The organism is Syntrophomonas sp. UBA5494 (assembly GCF_002426325.1).
On the sequence record NZ_DIPG01000140.1, the window covers coordinates 12,855 to 17,591 of the forward strand.

Annotated in this window: 6 protein-coding genes; all 6 read left to right on the forward strand. The window is 45.9% G+C overall.

Annotation, left to right across the window (positions count from 1 at the left end):
- Positions 1-1,531 (forward strand): acetyl-CoA carboxylase biotin carboxyl carrier protein (gene accB / locus B3W37_RS15745; RefSeq protein ID WP_483176385.1); only part of this gene is annotated, 1,531 nt, incomplete at its 5' end.
- A gap of 17 nt (positions 1,532-1,548) precedes the next feature.
- The gene (gene accC / locus B3W37_RS15750) at positions 1,549-2,898 is read left to right on the forward strand and encodes an acetyl-CoA carboxylase biotin carboxylase subunit (protein WP_483176386.1); all 1,350 of its coding nucleotides are present in this window, start codon (positions 1,549-1,551) and stop codon (positions 2,896-2,898) included.
- An 89-nt stretch (positions 2,899-2,987) separates the two neighbouring features.
- A complete protein-coding gene (locus B3W37_RS15755) occupies positions 2,988-3,389 on the forward strand; it encodes an Asp23/Gls24 family envelope stress response protein (protein ID WP_483176387.1) in 402 nt (133 codons plus the stop codon).
- 79 nt (positions 3,390-3,468) lie between these two features.
- Positions 3,469-3,996 carry an alkaline shock response membrane anchor protein AmaP gene (amaP, locus tag B3W37_RS15760; protein ID WP_483176388.1) on the forward strand — a complete coding sequence of 176 codons (528 nt, stop codon included), beginning with the start codon at positions 3,469-3,471 and terminating at the stop codon, positions 3,994-3,996.
- A gap of 24 nt (positions 3,997-4,020) precedes the next feature.
- Positions 4,021-4,239 (forward strand): DUF2273 domain-containing protein, encoded by a 219-nt coding sequence (locus B3W37_RS15765; protein WP_483176389.1) that lies wholly within the window; start codon positions 4,021-4,023, stop codon positions 4,237-4,239.
- Positions 4,240-4,257: 18 nt separating this feature from the next.
- The gene (gene nusB, locus B3W37_RS15770) at positions 4,258-4,659 is read left to right on the forward strand and encodes a transcription antitermination factor NusB (RefSeq protein WP_483176390.1); all 402 of its coding nucleotides are present in this window, start codon (positions 4,258-4,260) and stop codon (positions 4,657-4,659) included.
- The last annotated feature ends 78 nt before the right edge of the window (positions 4,660-4,737 follow it).

Here is a 4,737-nt window from a genome sequence, read left to right on the forward strand (position 1 = left end):
TAATGATATCCGAAATCTGGAGACGTGCATGAAGGCAGTCAAGAAAACCGGCATGCATGCCCAGGCCTGCGTAGTCTATACGGTTAGTCCGGCGCATTCGATTGATCATTTTGTAAATACCGCTCTGGCTTTAAAGGATATGGGAGCAGATTCCATATGTGTTAAAGATATGGCTGGTTTACTGGCTCCTTATGCTTCATTTGAACTGGTGCGTCTGCTGAAGGAAAAAGTCGGATTGCCGGTTCAGCTGCATACCCATTATATTGGCGGTCTGGCCATTGCTTCCATTATGAAAGCGGCCGAAGCCGGTGTCGATATTGTTGATACTGCCAGCGTGCCCATGGCTTTTGGTTCATCCCAGCCTCCGGTGGAAACTATTGTTCGTGCCCTGCAGGGGTCGAAGTGGGACACGGGCCTGGATCTGCATAAACTTTTTACCATTGCCAATTATTTTGAACAAATACGCAAACATAAAGGGTTTGAACGTGGAGTTACCAAGATATCTGATATGAAGGTTTTTGAACATCAAGTTCCGGGTGGTATGATATCAAACCTGATATCGCAGCTGGAAGAGCAGAAAGCCTCCGATCGTCTGGACGAAGTTTTGAACGAGATACCGAAGGTAAGAAAGGATCTGGGTTATCCGCCTCTGGTCACACCTACCAGTCAGATAATTGGAATCCAGGCGGTACTGAATGTATTAATGGGTGAGAGATATAAATTATGTCCCGGCGAGGTTAAGGATTATGTGCGCGGCCTGTATGGCCGGCCACCCGTAGTTATAAGCGACGCAATTAAGGGGAAAATAATAGGACAGGAAGAAGTAATAACCGGTCGTCCGGCTGATTTTCTGGAACCGGGCTGGGAAAAAGGCAAAAAGGAGATTGGAGCGACGGCTGAGAGCGAGGAAGATGTCCTGACCTATATTTTATTCCCGCAGGTAGCGTTAAAATTTTTTGAATACAGGCAAAATCGTGATGCGGAAGATGTTCCGCAGATATCATCCTGGGATGAGGTAGGGGAAGAAATAAAACCGCAAGAAACGGTTGCTCCGCCTGCACCCAGAATAATTAAGAAAGCCCACAGGGGAGATGAAGAAATGAATCTGGATGAAATTAGAGAACTAATGCTTCTATTGGACCAGACCGGTATTGGTGAACTGGATCTGCAAAAAGACGATTACCGGTTAATTCTGCGTAAAGCGGTTGGGGCAGTTCAAGCGGTTAACCGCTCGGACAACCCTACTGAAGATGTGGTGGTCAAAAATGAACCTTCCGAAGTCAAGCATAATTTGACCGAGGTTACGTCACCTATGGTAGGTACATTCTATCGCTCGCCTTCTCCGGATGAAAAGGCTTATGTTGTAGAAGGACAGCATGTGGAGAAGGGGCAGACCCTATGTATAATCGAAGCCATGAAACTTATGAATGAGATCAAGGCTGAGGAGCCCGGCACCATAGTCGAGATATGTGTTGAAAACACGCAGCCGGTTGAGTTCGGATCGGTATTGTTCCGTATAGAAAAAGATTGATACTGGGGGTAAAGTACTTGTTTTCCAAAATACTTATTGCTAATCGGGGAGAAATTGCCCTCAGGATAATTAGAGCCTTCCGTGAGCTTGGAATAGATACGGTGGCCGTATATTCCACTGCCGACAAGGACAGCCTGCATGTTCAACTGGCGGATGAAGCAGTGTGCATTGGTGAGGCACCTGCCCAGCAAAGTTATCTTAACATACCCAATATTCTGGCGGCCGCCAATATAACAGGTGCGGACGCGATTCACCCCGGTTATGGATTTATGGCTGAGAATGCTTATTTTGCCGAGTTGTGTCAGACCAATGATATAAAATTTATCGGACCCCGCCCGCAGGTTATTCAGACCATGGGCGACAAGATAAAAGCCAAGGAATGTGTTAAAAAGGCAGGTGTGCCCCTGGTACCGGGAAGCGAGGGGGCAGTGGAGAATTATAAGGAAGCGGCCGGTCTGGCCGAACAGATTGGGTATCCGGTGCTGATAAAGGCTTCGGCCGGAGGCGGCGGCAGAGGCATGCGTCTGGCCCACAGTACGGCAGGCTTGAAAGAAGCCATACAAACGGCCAGAGCAGAGGCCGGTGCGGCCTTTGGCAATAACGAAGTATATATGGAAAAATATATAGAAGAACCTCGACATGTAGAAATTCAAATCTTGGCCGATGAGCACGGTAATGTTATACACTTGGGAGAAAGAGACTGCTCCATTCAGAGACGCAACCAGAAATTGCTGGAAGAATCGCCTTCTACTCTGGTGGATAACGAGTTCAGGGAACGTATGGGGCAGGTTGCGGTTCAGGCCGCCCAGGGCGTAGGCTATAGCAGTGCCGGAACCATCGAGTTCCTGGTCGATAAACACAAGAACTTTTATTTTATGGAGATGAACACCCGGGTACAGGTAGAACATGCGGTTACGGAAATGGTAACCGGAATAGATATAGTAAAGGAACAAATCAGGATAGCGGCGGGAGAAAAATTAAGTTACACCCAGGAAGATATCAAGCTGAATGGATGGGCTATCGAATGCCGGATTAATGCTGAAGATCCTTATCATGATTTTCGCCCTTCACCGGGCCGGGTGGGACAATATCTGATTCCGGGGGGACCCGGGGTACGGGTTGATTCATGCATTTACAGTAATTATCAGATTCCTCCTTTTTATGATTCCATGATAGCCAAACTAATCGTGTGGGGTAAAGACCGCCCTGAAGCCATTGCCCGGATGAAAAGAGCCTTGAATGAATTCAAAGTGGAGAATTTGGTAACCACGATTCCGTTTCATCTGAAGGTATTAGATAATGCCTTTTTCCGTAAAGGTGAAATATATACAAATTTTATTCAACGCCGTATGGATGACGAGTTTTAGGCAGTTAAATGGTCAGAAAAGTTTAATTCTATTTGCTATTGGGTAAGATTCTGGTAAAATAGCGGTATAAATTAACTGGAGGTGAGAATATGGAAACGCCGAAGTCTGAAATAAACAACCAGCTCGGTTCCATTCGTATTGCTGATGAGGTGGTTTCTACCGTGGCAGGTCTGGCGGCCATCGAAGTTGAAGGAGTATCTTCACTTAGCGGCGGCTGGGGAACGGATTTTGTAGAAAAACTCGGCAGAAAAAACTTTGGCAAAGGCATCAAGGTAGAGACGATCGACGACCAGACCAGTATTAATATATACATAACGATCTCTTTTGGCTATCCTATTCCTAAAGTAGCGGAGGACGTTCAGCAGGAAGTGAAAACAGCCGTGGAAACCATGACCGGACTAACTGTATCCGCGGTTAATGTTCACATCGTAGGCGTGGCTCTGAAAAAGAATGCAGCTGACCAGGATACAAACGACACTGAGTTTGAGTAAATGATTAATTTTGCAGTATTAACCCCCTGTACATTTTCAGGGGGTTATCTGTCTTATTCGGCTGAAAGGAGATGTTGGAATGCCTGTACTCTGGCGCGTAGTACTGTTTATCTATAATTTGTTGTTGCTTATTGTGGCGGGCAGTGTGGTGATGAGTGCTTTTGGCATGGGACAACCCCTGGCTTATATTAATGCCGCCTTTGCTACTTCGCAGAATCGTATGATGGCTGGAGTGGTAGGGATTATACTGGTGGTGCTGGCTATAATCTTGCTGGGATGGGGGCTGAAATTTAAAAGAAGCGCTCAATCCCTGGTTATTGACAGCAATCTGTCAGGTGAAATCTCCATAACCGTACCGGCCATTAAAACGATAATCATGCGAGCAGTTAAAAAAGTAGAAGGCATCAAAGAGATCAGACCGGTGGTCAGCAACCGGCCGGACGGGTTGCAGATCTATTTGCATCTCATGGTTAATCCGGACTACAGCATGGAAGAAATGGGGCAGTCCATTCAGAAGGTGGTCAAAGAGTACGTAGAGAAGATTGGCGGCGTCCAGGTGGCTGCGGTCAAGATACTGGTAGATGACTTCAAAGCCGAGCGAAAATAACATAGCAGACAAGGAGGTATTACCATGTGGGAGAAATTTCTGGCATACATACTGCAGGAACATCGTGGAAAGACTATGGGTATTGTGCTGGGACTTATTGCCAGCATAATTTTTATAAACTATGGCTTCTGGCGATCGCTCTTTGTTATTTTCTGCATCATAGTAGGATATATTATCGGTAAAAAAATAGATGAAAATAAAAGTTTTGACAGCTGGTTAAAGCAGATGTTTAAAGAAAAGTAGCTTTGGAAGGGGATTAATTTGAGTAGAAGAAAGGCACGGGAAATAGCTTTCAAAGTATTATTTCAGGTAGATCAGGTCGATGCAGACGCCCGCGCAGCTTTTAATTATCTGGTGGAACAAACGCCATTGGAGGATAACAATCGGGATTTCTCCTGGCAGTTGGTGGAAGGATGTCTACAGAGCTTACCCGAAATTGACGAGAAAATTACTAAATATTCACGCGAGTGGTCATTGAGCCGCATGCTGTCGGTAGATCGTAATGTAATGCGGCTGGCCTGTTACGAAATCCTGCATATGACCGAGACTCATCCGGTGGTAGTGATAGATGAAGCCATTGAAATAGCCAAGCGTTATGGAAATGAGAACTCGGGTGGTTTTGTTAATGCGATTCTGGATAAAATACTGGGTGAAAAGAAATGAATTACATTCTGGGGATTGACACCAGTGCTTATACCACATCACTTGCACTGGTGGACGAAAACCATCAGCTGGCAGCAG

Excerpts from the sequence above, each read along its gene's own strand:
- B3W37_RS15755 (WP_483176387.1), top strand. The coding sequence starts at position 2,988 with ATGGAAACGCCGAAGTCTGAAATAAACAACCAGCTCGGTTCCATTCGT.
- amaP (WP_483176388.1), top strand. The coding sequence starts at position 3,469 with ATGCCTGTACTCTGGCGCGTAGTACTGTTTATCTATAATTTGTTGTTG.
- B3W37_RS15765 (WP_483176389.1), top strand. The coding sequence starts at position 4,021 with ATGTGGGAGAAATTTCTGGCATACATACTGCAGGAACATCGTGGAAAG.